This window comes from Enterococcus sp. CWB-B31 (assembly GCF_020567645.1).
In the GTDB taxonomy this organism is placed as follows: Bacteria; Bacillota; Bacilli; order Lactobacillales; family Enterococcaceae; genus Enterococcus_L.
In genome coordinates this window covers 39,138-53,075 of the sequence record NZ_JAJDJW010000003.1, presented here as the reverse complement: position 1 = coordinate 53,075, position 13,938 = coordinate 39,138, and the positions used below count along the sequence as shown (strand labels likewise).

Sequence of the window (13,938 nt, the reverse complement as noted above, 5' to 3'; positions counted from 1 at the left end):
CATCAAACACATTATTTAGAAAAGCGTTGTCATGTCTTGTACCGCCGTTTATTCGGGTTTAGAGTATGAAGAGAGTTTGAAACTTTATTTCTGTCCTAAACTCGTCCTTACACAACACTCAGACATACGATGAGCATTCGGTAAAGCGTAGGCACAAGTCCCTGTATGACCTTACTTTCGATTCAATCCATTGATTTTATTTCATAAAATCAGTCTTATGTTTTCAGATACACCCTAGAAAATCACAAACTGCTCCATTTTCATAAAGGCTTCTTCTTCTAAAATTCCAATCATATGTTCATAATAAATATCCAACGAAAACTTAAATGGTAAAAACAATTCTTTTAAAACAGCAACCTTTTTTTCTTCCTCTTCTGTTTTTTTTGTCTGTAAAAAAACAGTTAGTTCATACTTGTCTCCCAAGTGAACAAATTGAATTGCTTTCGGATAGATGAATTGAATCGTTTCTTTGAATATCAGTACGCCCTGATTGGTTTGATACAGCCGCAACAGATTATGTGCCAGCTGCTTCTTTTCGCTAAATGAAAACCGGTTATAGTTTTCCTGAACAAATCGACCAAACAGCCCATGTTTCATATCCTCCTGAACAAAGCTCACCTGATAGTCCCGTTTGTTGTTCCCACGATTGACATCAATTTCACCGATATAATGGATAAACAAATCAAACAGTGTCATTTTCAACTGCTGATTCTCCTCATCGTCAGGGGGAAACATCTCATAAAAAACGGAATAAAAGCGGTAATAGGGATTAATTTCAACCTCGTCCGCAAGCTTCTGTTCATTCAGATTTTCAAAGTTCAGCTCCAGATAAGGCGAATAGCGTTTGGGATACTGAAAGACAATATTTTCTTTTGCCGCCTCCAGCTGATTGGCTTTCACCATAAATTCCCATAAGTAATTCATAACAGCTCTCCGATACAAGTAAACTCAGGAAAATGAAGTTGAATTTCAGAGACCAAAAAACTGAGCTCGTCTCTCACCGTCGTTATGCTGCTCTTGCTTTTAAAGGAAAGCAGCATCGGCGTTCGATCCATCTCCTCCCGCAGATAATCCTCCAGAAAACTGTTTACCTCATAGGTTTCCCTAACAGTAGGCAGCTGCTCCAGCAATCGGATTTCTTCAAGAGAAAACCTCTCCATCATCTGATAGGTATTGATAATTCTAGAAATTTCACACATGGAGCGAATAGTAAAATTTTCTCTGCGGGCAAATCGGTCCGTGAAGAAATCATTTCTATGATTGCTTTGAAGTGTTAACGGATTATTTTGAGCTTCCGGTTGAATAAACTGGTAAATCTGCCAGTTCAGCACTCGTTCATTGGGAGAAATAATCGTAATCGCACTCTCCGTTTTTTTAACATAGCTGATTTCAGCTTTACTCGTATCAACTAAATACCCATGGGCAAGGCCGAATTTCTCAATATTAACTGTGTGCTGAAAATTAATGTGATCCAGCGCTGGAACTGCAAAACTTTCATTTCGTATTTCCAGCTGCCGAACATTCCATAAGGGCACGTGATTAATTCGCTGATAAGGTTCCATCTCTTCCAGATTGAAGCTGATTCTGCAGATGATTTCCTGCTCTTCCAAAGGCAGCGGATCAGCCAGATGAATACTGATAAATTTGTAAAGATACGGATGAAGAACTGTTTTCCATGGCAAGCCGTTATCTGTAAAATTAATATACAAATGCTTCAGCTTTTCTATATACCCTGTATAGGGTCTGACTCTGAATTTTACATCATACGTTTGGTTGTTTGTTTCTATTTCTCCCTTGAACAATCTATTTTCACTTTTCTGCATGAAGGTCTGATAGTTCAGATAGTCACAGTCTAGATAGACTTTTGAAAGAAAGACCTCCGGAGCGGCTGAAACAAGCTCGGACAGCTCCTTCATTTCTTCCAGCTCCTCTAAATCCTTTTCATCAACAGGAAAGAAAAAATCAGAAATCGGGTCCACCTCATCCTTTGGGAGAAAATGATAATAAATATCAAATTGGTCAAAATCGTCTTGAATTTCATCAAATACCTGATTCCGAATTTCCTGCAGCTGGGTGTCCGTATAATCGGCCAAACCGCTGAACACACCGTTGATAATCTGCTTCAGAAGCAGACGGTCATTTAAATCGTCAATTCGATCCAGTCGACTTTTTAACAGCTCTTTCATATCGCAGCTACCTTCTTTCGTTGTTCATCCTTTTTCTCAGCAGATTCTCCGCTTCTTTCATTTTCAGCCTGACGATGTACAGACACAGATTAGTTTGGAACGACTTGTTGATTCAGCTGTGCTGCCAGACTTTGCTGAGAAGCAGTTTTCAGATTTAAGGCTGTTTCAATTTTTCGTTCCACCTGTGCTACTCGTGCGGAATTATTAATTTCCTGATAAATCAGCTGTGCACCTCTGTAAAATTCCACTGCCAAATCATAATCGTAGACAACCAGAGCTTCATCTCCGCTGGTTTCCAGACTGATAGCCACATCCTCCTGCTTGGTGTTTGCAGCTTTATCCTGTTCAGCACGGATTTTTTCTGCCTGGGCACGCATTTGGCTGGCTTTATCGGTAAAACCAGCAGCATCATACTGGTCTGCAATTCCATCATAACGATCTGCCAAATTCTCCGTTTCACCGGCTTCTGCTGCCTGATCTGCTTCACTTGCCGCCTGATCTGCTTCTGCTTTTGTTGCATCTTTATTCGCCAAATCCTTCTTTGATTTCGCTGTATCCAGCTTGACGTTTAAGTCCTTCACTTTATCCTGATCACCCAAATCTACAGCAGCCAGCTTCGCCTTCTGATACGAATCAATGGCAGAATCGTACTGCTCTGCCTCAAGCTGAGTATCACCAAGTTTTTCAAGCTCGTTGACGTAAGCCTTATCTTTAAAATATTCCAGCTGATGGTTGATATAATTAGGATCAAAGATGGACAGGGCGTTTTCATGATCCACCAGATAATCTCTGGCAGCAGTAAAACGCTTTTTAGCCATTTCAATATCTTCTTTTTCAGAGCTGGCATTGCCGTCAACAATTAACTGAGACATTTTTTCTTTTTTGTCCAGCCGCTTCAGCGGATAATTTTTGATTTTTGCCCGTTCCTTGATTGCCGCTGTATAGCTTTCCAAGGCCCGCTTATAATTTTCCTCCAACACATAATCATCAGCCTTTTTCTCAATGGCCAGAACACTTTGAATCTGTTCCTCCCGTTCTACCCGATTGCGGTAATTGACAAAGAGGATAATGCTGATAATCAATACAATCGGTATGGCAATCAGCAGGATTCTTTTCGCTTTTTTCCAGCCGTCTTTGCTTTTTACGAAAAGTTTGTTAATCATGACAATCGATACAGAGTAATTACCCAGGTGCTCCGGCTGTTTACTCAATAACAGGTCCTCAAGATTATCAATTACTTCCTGAGGGCTTTTTGCTTCATGAAGAGCATCCAGAATTTCTATATCTGTGATATACTCCCACATTCCCACGGTTGTCATCACCAGCGTATCCAGCTCGTGAAGCTTTCTTTTTTCAGAAATAAACGGCTTCAGCCGCCGTGCCATCCCCAGATAGCTGGTCAGATTATTCCGTTCCTCAAACCCCAGAGAGCGGTCCAGCGGAAACACCCCTGTATCCAGCATTTCCTGATAATAGCTTTGGTCTTTGCTGGAAAAACGCAGCTTCCCGTTGTAGACACACTGCAGATGGACATTCCCTGCACTGGCCCAGCGAATATTCATATAATCAGAAACAACGATCATAATACTTGCCTGTAGGTGGTCACGGACACTCTCCGCAATCAGTGTATCATGTGCTTCCTTAATCAGGTCAGAGAGTATTTTTCTGGTCATTCCCGGTTTGATAATAAAAGAATCCAGAACAGTCTTTACAGCCAGCTCTGCACTGCCGGCTTCACTGTCGTCAATTCCGGAAGCCATCACCCAACAGGCAAAGTCATCTTCTTCCACAAAAGCAAAATAGTCCTTATTGTCGAGACGTCTTCCTGATTCAGATAAATAACAGGTATTAAAATTACTATTTTCTTTCCTCACTACTGTACTCCTTCATCTCGCTCTGCAGCAGATTTTGCCTGGTTTCTCTCTTGAGGTTGTGATAAAAGCATTCAGCTCCGAAAAACAAGAACAGGTATGCTCACCATTTGTAAGCTCTAAACTATGACAAACATTTAGGCAAAAAAACATCAAATTTCTTCGCTCTTCGTGATTCAACGCAATAAAAAGGACATCAATCAAGCATGCAGGAACTAGCCGGCACGTATCTACAGCTCTCACTACACGCTGTTTCGATCTCATTAATTTCTAAATGGCAGAGCCATTAAGAATTGAAGAACTGTGTCCCAATCCTCAAAGCAGTCATTGCCTGCCTCAAGTAATCACAGAGGCATACAGAGACTGGAACACCGTTTATTTGGTCTTAGAAGACTAGGTATACAAATGACACAATTAATCCGAAACCCTATGCTCTAAATTTTTCGATCAGTAAAAATTTCAGTTTTCCATTCAAAGCAGCTGCCTGACTAAGTCTGTCCTGAAAATCAGCAGCTTTCTCTGCAACGGGTTTTCGCTGATTTAGAATAGACTCCTTTTCAATTTGACAAAACAGCGTGTCAAATTCCTGATTGCACAAAAACAGCTGATCCCTTTTTCTTAATTTGACTGGCCGTTGATTACTCTCAAATCTTCTTAGATTTTCAAATCCCAAATAGCTGGTGAGCTCATTTCTTAATGTATTAGAAATTACCCGCTTTTCAGAAATCTGACCGTCCAGTATTTTTTCTCTCAAACGAAATTTATACAAGTCTCTCTGATTGAGCCGCATCAACCTTTCACGATTCAGGTAAATAGAAATATTGCCAGAGCTGGCCCAATACAGGTGCTGATTCTTCACATACACAAGAGCAATGGAACAGCCTCCGCTTTGAGTATTGCCATGCTCGCTTACTTTTTTATGACTATCCAAAAGACAACGTTTGATAAAATCCTGCTCAGATTCAAAGGCTTCTTTTCCGGAAAAATAATCCGAAATTATCGTGTCTGTGATTCTGCAGGCTTCTTCCCCGACTTTAACAGGGCCCACGCCTGAAGTTAAAATTCCCAGAAATTCCTGGTCCTTCCAAAGAGTTGTCGTGACTTTCTCCATTTCCTGATCGGTAAAAATCAAACCGGCTGCCTGACAATTTTTTCTTTGTAAATAGCTTGAAAAAATTCTTGCGCAAAGTAATATGCCGATCAATAGAAGCAGGATCACCAGCGGATCGTTCCATTCATTCATCCTTTACTCTCCTGATTTCAAACTTTCCCACTCGAAATGTTCCCCGCATAAAGGAATAAACAGGAATTGGCTGTTCCCCAGCTGAATTACATCATACGGATTTAGTTCGACAGGTGTATAGACGGCTTCATTATTCAGATAAACCAGTCCCTGAGAGTCTCCGGGAAGAATCAGTGTGCTTCGTTTCAGCGGATCATACGCAACAATCGCATGATTTCTCCTGGCGATCCGATTATCGCCTAAAATTTGAATCTGCATGTCATCAGAACGTCCGATAAAATTTTTTTCAGCCATAATACGGTAGTCTCTGCCCATCTGCGGCCCTTTGATACACACCAGCCAGCCGACAACCGGATCGATTAATTCAAGCTCCTCCATATACTCGCTGTCTTCATCAAATGTAGTATCTGCTCCTGCTGCATTTTTTTGAGCTGTCTCTTCCTTTACATGCATATTGCAGTAGGGACAAATATTCCCATACCTTCTAGAACTGAAAATGTGGCCGTTTCCACAACGAATCAATCCACCCATTCCTATCCAACTCCATTCACTTAGTATCTGCTCACTGAACAATTAATTTTGTTTTTGCAATATAAATCCAATCATTCTTCTTTAATTTATAAGGTTTGTCTTTCAGCTTATAAATGGTCTGTGCATGTTCAGATTTCACACCGGTCCCATTTCGGCTGCCTAGATCTTCCAGATACCATTCACCATCAACCAGATTCATGAGGGCATGCTCTTTAGCAACCAGAACTGCGTACTCTGTTTCGCTGAGATCAATATCCACTGACTGACTTTTATAGCTTTTCCCGAGGATCAGCGACTGCTCGCCCTGAATATGCCAGTTCTTCTGAACCTCGCCGGAATCATTGACCAAAAGCAAATGATTAATCGCTGCTTTTTTTGGGAACAGTTTTTGCGTTTTAACCCCATACCAATAAATAAAAAGAATAAGTGCACCTGCTGTACAAACGTATAGTGAAAATTTGAGCCATACTTCATATTCTCCAAAAAAAGCCGCGACAGAAGCTGCCAGAAGTAAAGCAAGCAGACTGAGCTCCAAAAATAAATTCTTATTCATGCGCTACCCTTTCTTTTTTCCTGTAAAATATTGTTCAAACAGCATCGAAGCATCCGGCATCTTTTCAGATGAGTTCTTGTTGATTTTTCTGCCGTTCTCCTTAAATCCAAAAAACTGCTCAAAATTCGCTGCAGCCTGGAACAGGCTTTCTTTGTCTGTTCTGGAAAAGCCTGCTGCGGTTTGGCTGGCTGTCTTCTGTTCGGCAGCGGACGAATGACTGCTTTTTCCTGATCGGAGAAGCTGCTGATCATATGTTTTTCTCTTTTCTTCATCTCCCAATACCTGATAGGCCTCTGAAATTTGTAAAAACTTTTTCTCCGCTTCTCTGTCATCCGGATTTCGGTCAGGATGAAGTTTTTTTGCCAGCTTTCTGTACTGCTGCTTGATTTCTTCCTGACTGGCCTGCGGGGAGAGATTAAGTATCTGATAATGGTTCAATCGCTGTTCATCCTTTCAACAATCAAAACAAGTCTGGGATCAGAGTACAATCCCAGACTCTAAACTTCGTTCATCTTCGATAATCAGTGTATGAAAAGCTGACTGCTTTTTTTATGACTCTGAATTTCGATCTGGGTTACATTCCGTAGCCGCCTTCTAATTTTACGCTGCTGATCTTATCTTTCTTCTGTTTCACACGCAAAGTGAATTCACCAATTCCCTCTGTGTTTCCAAAGTCTTCCATGTAATCAACCACAAAAGCATTTGGGAAATTGATTTGGCGTACTACCTGCTCTGCACTGATGACTGAGATAACCAGGTTACGATAAGAATCTGCTGCTTCAGCTGGTACTACTGACCATTTAGCCAGGCTTAATGTACTGTCGGCAGCTTCACCGCCAATTGCCGTAAGAATTTTGCCGCGAATCACTAATGTTGTTCCCACATCTGTACTGCGTGCATTTGAATCATTTGGTGTATCCATTTCAAATTGAACGGATAAAATATGCTCAATACCCAAATCAATTTTGTCTGGTCCATCGACCGTTAGTTTGAAACCCATTTGTTTCAACTCCTTCTATTTTTATTATTACATTATTGAGATCGCTCTCTTAAAGTAACCGGAACTAAATGGCCATGTTAACTGTTTTGTTGATTTCAACTTCAAGATTTTTCACATTTCCGTTGAACATCAGATTGACATGGCAGCGATTGGTTTCTTCATTGATCACATAATCAATGTCGTCCCCCTCTTGGATAATGGAATTCACAAAGCCCTTCTGTCCCATCCAGCGGCTTCTGGTACTTTCCGGATTGTTACTGAAGAAATGCATAATATTATCCATTTTAAAGTCATTACTCTGGAATCTGAGCAGACGTTCAATATAACTGCTTACCAAAGTTTTGTATGTTTCTTCAAAGCCATTTGCACCTTCGTTTAGGCTTCTGGCTTTATAAACCATTACGTTGTTAATTTCTTTATTTTTGTAGCTGGCATTTTCTGAAGCAAAACAAAAACCAAAATTCGTGCGGTTAATTTCATTCTTCACATTATTTGTAAAGCCGCTGATTTCTTTTGTCAGGGTTGTCAGGGTATGGAGTGAGTAGTCCTTCGCTTCAATATCGTATCGAATACCCGGGCCATCCTTCAGCACACGTTCAAAGTGTGTGGACAGATAAGACGGACACTGGCAGGCAGCTGTAATACCGGCAGCCACATATGCTGCACCAATATAGACGCCTTCCAGCCAAAGCTTCATCATGTCCTCTTTCTCTTTGGAAAGCATTGCCGCATTCTCTCCCGCTATTACCATCTTGCTGTCGAGTAAAACACCTGATTTATTTTTAGGAATGATCGTAAAGTTCGGATAACACGGAACTGCAAAAGCGCTGTAATCCTTTTTCATTAAAGGCTTGCAGTGATCGATATATTTGCTGACACCGTTTGTCGCCAGATCATCAAAGGTCGTTTCCTCGCTTGTTTCAAAGCTGAAATACAGCTGAACATTATAGTCTTTCAGCAGATTAAGCAAAATCGCAATGGATTCCATTGAGTTCTCGCTGTTCTTTTCCACCTTTGTATTTCCTTTAAAGCGCTGACGGGACAGCTTCACTTCGCTTGTATCCAACAGAGCAACGTTCGTCGCAATCCCCAGCCAAACAGTATTGGTAAAATCATTTTTATTGTTCACTGTATTTAAATATTTTTCCAGACGAATGATATTGCTTGATTTAGTCAGCATATCCAGTTTTGTATTCGTAACCAGCAGACTTGGCTGCATTTGTTTTGCTTTGGACTGGTACTGATCAAAGTACAGCTTCACACCGATTATTTTTTCAATCAGCGGTTTGACTACTTTCACGAAATCAGATTTTGATTCTTTATAGAAGTTCAAATAGTTGTTAAAGTTGTTTACTTCAAGCTCATAATTGATTTCTGTCTGTGCATCTAAAGGCAGAGGGCAGAATGTACGGACAACCAACTCTCTCACATACTCACTGCTGTCTTCGGAAACAGCTTCATAGTCCTCTGTAAAAAATAAAGATAGTTCCTGATTATTGCTTCCATCAGTAAGAGCCAATTCCGTTGACTGCTCTTTTGGCGCTTCAATGATTTTCAGTTCACCGTTTTCGCCCATTGATAGTTTACCCAATGTTACCTGTTCCGGTTCGCTGCCATCCTCCGGCTGTCCCAAAAGCAGACGGGTTTTAATATCTTCAATTGCCAGAGGCAGCATCGCCATAACGTTGTTGTAGTTGTTTGAGGCTAGTTCAAACTTCTCATTCAGCTTATCCCCAACGTCCAGTTTTTTCGGATCTTCCTCTTCCAGATTTTCATACTGATCATAAAGATAATGAATTTCTTTTCGCACCTGCCGGATATCGTCCATCACTTTTTTCGGTGAAATCATAGTGGTAATATTCTCAAAGTTGAAATCACTGTTCTTCAGGCCATTCGCATTTTTAGCATCAAGCATTGTAATAATCATTTTGACAAAGTCATTTTCTTCATTAATCGGAATTTCTGTCACACTGTCCTCCGGCACACCTTCCGGTTTTTTCAGCGTATAAATAATTTTTCCGTTTGCACTGTTAAAAAACGAATAAACGGTTGGTGAAAACTTACTCATAAACTCATCAAAGCTGTTTACAACCAGCTTCTCATTTATTTCCTTTATTTTGTCATCACTTAAGCTGTCCATCCCTTTTACTTCGCCTACCAGCGTCAGCAGATCCGGTTTTTCCGGATTAATCTCCTGAAAATCAATTGTTCGGTTTGTCTGTTCAATAATCTTCATTTCTATCCTCCAAATCAATAAAACTGTCTCTAATATATAGCTTTATTCTCTTGATATATGAAGGTTATCATATTTATTACAAAAAATGTCCATTATTTCCCAACAGGTATTTCAAATGCCCTAAAAAGTTTTTTTGAAAAAAACGATTGATTTTTTTCTTTGGAAAAGCTGCTAATTCAACCGTTTAGATTTCAAAAAAATTCACCAAATTCCTTAAGTGCCTTTTTAGCACCCTTAAATGCCTTTTTTCGGGTTTATTTTTTATATAATGTCATTTATAATAATATAAACAGCGAAATAATTATTCTAAATTAAAATAATTATTCCTGCTTTCATTCAACTGATTGAACGAATAATTTTATTTGGGACTGTTTTTTGATATTGAAGATTTCTGCAACCTTGTCAGAAAATGCACAATTTTCGATCAAATAAAAAGTCACTAATTTTTATCGAATTTATTCCAAACTTTGCATAACGTATTAATAACTCTTGAATTCCTCGAGAAATTATCCTAGGAATTATTAGTAGAAGAAAAATTTTTAGCTCTGTTATTTTATATAGAAAAAAAACAGAATTTGTTTGATTCACAGAGTTATGCTGAAAAAGGAGCTGAATTTTCAGTCCGCAATTTAAGGTGTGTCTGAAAACTTAAGCAGTGAGTATCTATAGAACTCATCATCATAAATATTCGCTTATGAACCGCACAAGCTGTATTTTCTTCCTCGATTTCAACAAAAATCACTGAAAAATTCGAATTCCACTAACTTTTCAGACATACCCTAATCTTTGTTGTCTTCATTTGGAATAAATGTTACATTAGAGCGTTCATCGTCAGCAAAAGAAATAAAGTATCTGGATTACTGTTGGTGCAGTAACTTCATATATAACAATGAATTAAAAAGGAGAAATAGCATGAAAAAAGATTTACGAGGTTTAGTCTTGTATTTGCCGGGAAATGAAAAACAATCAGGAAATAGCTATTGGCAGCTTTCCAGAATGGATGAATTGTCTATTGACAATTTGAAGCGGTAAATCGATGAAACTATTTTTGGGAACTTTATTTATAATAATTTTTCTCTTAAGCAGTTTTGTTGCTTCACTGAACAAAACTGCCTTTCGTCTGTTTCAATTACTGCTGCTGTTGTATGGGTTGATTTTACTATCGATGATGCCTGGCTCTCTGCTGGATAAGTGTCTGTCATTTGTATTAATTATTCTGTCGCTTTTGTTGTATCAGTTGTTCTGGCTGAATAATACAAATGTACAGTCAATATCTATGCTGCATTCAGGTTTGCTCTTATTTTTACTTTTTTCCGCATCAGTATCACCATCAATTGAGGTGCTTTCTTTCATCCCAAGTCTTATGGTATATGGATTCGTTTGTTTCATATTCTGTCAGCTAGGCTTATTTTTATTCAAAAATAATTTTAGATATAGCGGATTGCTGGATGGGTTGAAGAAAAGAAGCATTGATATTAAAAAGGCTGCTCTTAAAGTTCAGCTGCTGTACCTTTCTCTGTTCCTATTTAGCTTGCTTTTTGTCAGCTTCTACCTTTATCTGACACTCACTCAATTGGAAATAGAACGAACAGGAATACTGGTTTTAGCTTACTTTCTATTTGTCCTGCTGTCACTCCTCCATGATTTGGCAGTAAACAGTTTAAAAAAACAGCAACAACAAGAATTTCACGATATAGAGTTACAAGGGCTGAAACAATACACCATGGAATTGGAAAAGTCATTATTTAACCTTCAAGGCTTTCGCCACGATTACCTGAATATTCTTACAAGCTTAGAGCAGGTAATCAACGAAGAAAACATTACCGGAATAAAAACAGTCTATCAAAGAGTCATCTTGCCTTCAAAAAAGCAGTTGACCGATAACCATGCGGTATTCTTCAAGCTAAACTGTTTAAAGCCAGAATTTAAATCACTTCTTTCAAGTAAAATTACAGAAATTATTCACAAGAATATCACTCTTAAGCTTCACGTAAAAACAGATATGGAGACAGCAGCTATCCATTCGCTTGATTTGATTCGAATGCTTTCAATTTTAACTGATAATGCGATAGAAGAAGCAGAAAAAATGGATAATTCTACTATCGAAATTAGTTTTCTTGAAACGGAAAACGGGCATATAATCAGTATAGGCAATAGTCTGCATACTCAAATTGAAGCTGTACAGGAGCTTTCTAATCCGTATGTTTCAGGGAAAAACGGACATTCCGGTTTAGGCTTGTCTATCGTGGATAATCTTTTGGAAGCTTATCCAAATATTACTTTAAAAACATCAGTTTCTGACAATAAATTTGTGCAGACTCTATTTATATTATCTGGGGAGAAATGTTAAATGAATGTTTTTGTTTTGGAAGATGAACTTTATCATCATAACAGGATTGCCAATATCCTGAGTAAACTGCAGCATCAAATGGGTTTGATGTTTTCCAGTCTGAACTATTATGATTCTGCTGAATCACTTCTAGCAAGTAAAATGCTTTTTACAGAGGAAGATATCTTTTTATTGGACATCAATATACTCGGAGATGAACGGGCTGGTCTTGTTTTAGCCTCAAGAATTCGACATGAGTTCAAAATGGCAACAATTATTTTTTTTACTGCACATGGTGCTATGGCAAAAGAAGCATTTTCCTATCGGACCTTTGCACTGGATTTTATTGAAAAAAGTTCTTCAGAAGAAAAAATTATTGAACAGTTAATTTCCTGTATTCTCCATGCTCAGAATACCCGAAATGAAAAAAGCGCAGATGAAAATATCCGTTTTTCAAATCGTTTCACCACACTGAATGTCAAAAAAAGCGATATCCTTTATTTTGAAACACTCCCCGGCAAACATCGAATCCGATTGTATACAAAAGATGGTGCCTTCAATTTCAGTTCCACTTTAAATAATCTTGAAAAAACAGAACCTTTATTTATACGCTGCCATAAAGCTTATTTAGTAAACTGGCTGAACGTGATTTATCTGGATAAATCACAGCGGATTCTTCATTTGAAAAACAATTGTACCTGTCCGGTTTCAAGACAGCAGTATAAGAAAATTTCACAAATGTACTAATACTATTATAAATACTGCCCGAAATGACCTTTAACAAAGGTTCACTTCAGGCAGCATTTCATTTACTCTATGAGACAGCTTGCTATTTTTTATTCCCCTCATCAATCTTAATCAGATTCGTTTTCATGTCTGTCTTTCTATTTTTCTTCCCCTTTAAATACCAGGTTAACCCGACAACATGGACAATATAAACACAAGCCATGGTTATGCGCATCACTATACTATCCACAAAAATACATGGAATCAAAAAAACAATAAAAATGGCGATAAACATACGGAGCATATTCTTTGTAGAAATGTTCTTTTTAACAATCGGCTCCTGCACATACTGCTTGTACCGTTCAGACTGAATAAATCGCCCATATAATTTTTCTGAACTCCTCATCCAAAAAAATGCTGTTAGTAAATAAAAAACAGTTGTCGGTAAAAACGGAACAACTATTCCCAGAGTTCCCAGACCCAAAGTCATAGCTCCCAAGCCAATGAAAAGTGTCTTCTTCATAAAATGATACTCCTTATCTTCCCTGAAATCAAAACATGAAAAATAAAATCAGAATGGTCTGCCTCTATTGATACCTCCGGCAGCTTCTCCCAATTTTTTCTTCATGTTGTCCTATACAATTATCAAATGATTCAACTTCCAGTTAACCGCCTGTCCAGTATAGCATATAAGAACAAAAAGGAATACAGTCGCATAACCAAATAAAAGTTACTCTTCAGACAACGACTTTCTAAATGAAAAAGGGGCTTTCTTAGTTACAAAATCAGATGATAACGTCGCCGACTTTTTCAATATCTCAAAATATACCTTATACAGTTATATTGATGTGAAATAATTATTATTTGATTTGTGATACCCAACCCGAATAAACTATCATTTAATGATTAGTAATTATGATGAAAAGAAATCGTGACAAAGCTTCTTCCTGCGATGAGTAATCGCAGGAGCACAGCTCTTTCCTGTAATTATTAACGTCACTATTTAAAACCCCTGAGCTTTAAATATCTCAACCAAACAAGTAACAGCTGTTTGCCGATTCCAATGAAAAAATTAGCCGATTCCGATATGGAAGCGACTAATTCCTTCGTCAAATGACCATCTATTTTTATCATCACGATGAGTAATCGGTTCTCTAATTCATAATATAACTCATCAATTAAATTCTAGCCAAAAATCTCTACCACATATAATCCCTATTTTCATTTCACCTGCATCTAATAAATCCTGAGCTGCTTGTACAT

General features: G+C 38.4%; 12 protein-coding genes and 1 pseudogene. 3 read left to right on the top strand and 10 right to left on the bottom strand.

All coding sequences use genetic code 11. The annotated features are described in order from the left end of the window. Positions 1-234: 234 nt before the first annotated feature. From LI954_RS04435 to LI954_RS04395, 9 genes are all read right to left on the bottom strand, one after another. On the bottom strand, positions 235-924 hold the full coding sequence (locus tag LI954_RS04435) for a hypothetical protein (protein ID WP_229443787.1): 690 nt from the start codon (positions 922-924) through the stop codon (positions 235-237). Then, on the bottom strand, positions 921-2,186 hold the full coding sequence (locus LI954_RS04430; protein WP_229443786.1) for a hypothetical protein: 1,266 nt from the start codon (positions 2,184-2,186) through the stop codon (positions 921-923). Before LI954_RS04430 ends, LI954_RS04435 begins: the two co-directional genes overlap by 4 nt. Before the next feature lie 89 nt (positions 2,187-2,275). Next, positions 2,276-4,060: a PP2C family protein-serine/threonine phosphatase gene (locus tag LI954_RS04425; RefSeq protein WP_229443785.1), complete on the bottom strand. Its 1,785-nt coding sequence runs from the start codon at positions 4,058-4,060 to the stop codon at positions 2,276-2,278. Positions 4,061-4,484: 424 nt separating this feature from the next. After that, complete coding sequence (locus tag LI954_RS04420) at positions 4,485-5,300, bottom strand: hypothetical protein (protein ID WP_229443783.1); 816 nt, start codon at positions 5,298-5,300, stop codon at positions 4,485-4,487. Positions 5,301-5,303: 3 nt separating this feature from the next. Then, the gene (locus LI954_RS04415) at positions 5,304-5,831 is read right to left on the bottom strand and encodes an FHA domain-containing protein (protein WP_229443781.1); all 528 of its coding nucleotides are present in this window, start codon (positions 5,829-5,831) and stop codon (positions 5,304-5,306) included. 31 nt (positions 5,832-5,862) lie between these two features. Next, positions 5,863-6,384, bottom strand: a complete 522-nt coding sequence (locus LI954_RS04410; protein ID WP_229443780.1) for an FHA domain-containing protein — start codon at positions 6,382-6,384, stop codon at positions 5,863-5,865. 3 nt (positions 6,385-6,387) lie between these two features. Next, complete coding sequence (locus LI954_RS04405; protein ID WP_229443778.1) at positions 6,388-6,822, bottom strand: J domain-containing protein; 435 nt, start codon at positions 6,820-6,822, stop codon at positions 6,388-6,390. 136 nt (positions 6,823-6,958) lie between these two features. Beyond that, on the bottom strand, positions 6,959-7,384 hold the full coding sequence (locus tag LI954_RS04400; protein ID WP_229443776.1) for a hypothetical protein: 426 nt from the start codon (positions 7,382-7,384) through the stop codon (positions 6,959-6,961). Positions 7,385-7,448: 64 nt separating this feature from the next. After that, positions 7,449-9,620 (bottom strand): hypothetical protein, encoded by a 2,172-nt coding sequence (locus LI954_RS04395; protein ID WP_229443774.1) that lies wholly within the window; start codon positions 9,618-9,620, stop codon positions 7,449-7,451. A gap of 1,036 nt (positions 9,621-10,656) precedes the next feature. Between LI954_RS04395 and LI954_RS04390 the strand changes: the two genes are divergently transcribed. Both LI954_RS04390 and LI954_RS04385 read left to right on the top strand, forming a co-directional pair. Next, positions 10,657-11,970, top strand: a complete 1,314-nt coding sequence (locus tag LI954_RS04390) for a GHKL domain-containing protein (protein WP_229443772.1) — start codon at positions 10,657-10,659, stop codon at positions 11,968-11,970. Beyond that, positions 11,971-12,696, top strand: a complete 726-nt coding sequence (locus LI954_RS04385; RefSeq protein ID WP_202068572.1) for a LytR/AlgR family response regulator transcription factor — start codon at positions 11,971-11,973, stop codon at positions 12,694-12,696. Positions 12,697-12,778: 82 nt separating this feature from the next. Here the strand turns inward: LI954_RS04385 and LI954_RS04380 are convergent, their stop codons facing one another. Then, positions 12,779-13,198, bottom strand: coding sequence for a YbaN family protein (locus tag LI954_RS04380; RefSeq protein WP_229443771.1), 420 nt, complete (start codon positions 13,196-13,198; stop codon positions 12,779-12,781). Positions 13,199-13,424: 226 nt separating this feature from the next. Here LI954_RS04380 and LI954_RS04375 point away from each other — a divergent pair. Beyond that, a pseudogene (locus LI954_RS04375) lies at positions 13,425-13,532 on the top strand (helix-turn-helix domain-containing protein); the annotation flags it as partial. Positions 13,533-13,938 lie beyond the last annotated feature (406 nt).